The organism is Mesorhizobium sp. FG116 (assembly GCF_057809835.1).
Genome location: NZ_JBMDKS010000111.1, coordinates 1 through 1,738, shown reverse-complemented (window position 1 = coordinate 1,738; position 1,738 = coordinate 1). Strand labels below are relative to the sequence as shown.

The window sequence follows — 1,738 nt, the reverse complement described above, 5'->3', positions numbered from 1 at the left end:
CATGCGCGTTTTGGGGGATTTTCTTGAGCCAGCCAAATGTTGCGATTCTCGTCGTTGACGACGAGCCGTTATTGAGGATTTTCGCCGTCGACTTTCTGACGGACGCCGGCTTTATGGTCTATGAGGCAAGCAATGCGGCCGAGGCCATTGAGGTGCTCGGGTCGCGTCCGAACATTTTCGCCGTCTTTACGGACATTCAGATGCCTGGATCTTTAGATGGAATCGGCTTGGCTCGACACATTGCGAAATATTGGCCCGGTATATTCGTCATCGTGACCTCCGGGCAGCAGGCACCCAAGAACGACGAACTGGCCGATGGCGTACCGTTTCTGGCGAAGCCTTATTTGCCTGAAACGGTTGTGGCCGTAATCCGCCGACAGCTTGCTCCCCAAATGATCGACTTTCGTCCCGCCGCCGGGGCGGGGAACCGCGACTCAGGCTCCAGAGACGAGTAATGAGTCGAGTTGGTTCCACGCACGCTCGATGAACGCACCGGGCGCCCCTGCTGCCTCACCCCATTCGCCTTCGTCTCCGTCGGAAAAGTGCCGGGACATCGTCACTAGCGAGTAAAAATGACACCTCTTCGCTCGACCGCTTCCTTCCGAAACCCAGGCCTGGATCTCCCTGTCGCCTTGGGACTCGCGGCCGCTCTGGTTTTTTTCCTGATCAGCGGCGCCATCGCGTATCTCAATTTGAACGCGCTGCGCGAGGGCAACCTGGCGATCACCCACTCCCATGACGTCATCGTCGCGCTCGACGAATTGCTGTCGAGCGCCCAGGACGCGGAGACAGGCCAGCGAGGATTTCTGCTCACGGACAACGAACGGTATCTCCAGCCGTACGACGCGGCGGTCCGGGCGATTCCGCCGAAGCTCGACGAACTGGAACAGCTCACATCGGACAACTTGGCCCACCGGCCTCGGATCGCCGCGCTCCGGCAGGATGTGGACGCCAAGCTTGCCGAACTCAGGGAAACGATCGAATTGCGTCGCACCCGGGGTCTCGACGCGGCTCTGGCTGTCGTGAACTCGGATCGGGGCAAAGCCGCCATGGATGCCATCCGGGCACAACTCTCGGCCATGGCGGACGAGGAGGCCCGGCTCCGTATCAAGCGGCTTTCGGAGATGGAGAACGCCCAGAAAACGGCCCTTGCGACGAGTTGGCTGTCCGGCCTGCTTGGCATCCTATTGACGGTCGCGATCGGCTTCCTGATTCGCAGGGCGACGCTTGCCCGTCGGCGCGAGGAATGGCTCCAGTCTGGACAGGTGGGCCTGGCGGCTGCAACGATGGGGGATCAGCGTATCGAACAACTCGGCAACAGCATCCTGGAGTTTCTGGCCCGTTACGTCGGCGCGGTTGCCGGCGCCCTTTTCGTCGACAAGGGCGGCGCCTATCGGCGGGCATCGACATATGGCGTACCCCAGGGCGCCGCCCTCCTCGAGCAATTCAAGGAACGCGAAGGCCTGTTGGGTCAGGCGGCCGCGCAAGGCCAGACGATGGTGATTGGCGAAATTCCCGAAGGCTATCTTACCTTCGGCTCGGCACTCGGACAGCATTCGCCACGCCACCTGGCAATCGTTCCCGCAAGCGTTGACGAAGCTGTCAATTCGGTCGTGGAACTGGGTTTCCTGCGGCCTGTCGACGAGAGAGTGGTCGCTCTTCTGGAAAGGGCGGCCGGCGCGGTCGCGGTCGCGGTCCGATCGGCCAAATACCGGGAGGAGTTGCAGGACCTGCTGGA

Annotated in this window: 2 protein-coding genes; both read left to right on the top strand. The window is 61.6% G+C overall.

What is annotated here, in order from left to right; all coding sequences use genetic code 11:
- A partial coding sequence (locus ACODTY_RS23955; protein ID WP_488996673.1) for a response regulator occupies nucleotides 1–455 on the top strand: 455 nt, incomplete at its 5' end.
- Nucleotides 456–632: 177 nt separating this feature from the next.
- The coding region (locus ACODTY_RS23950) for a CHASE3 domain-containing protein (protein ID WP_488996672.1) at nucleotides 633–1,738 on the top strand (1,106 nt) is incomplete at its 3' end.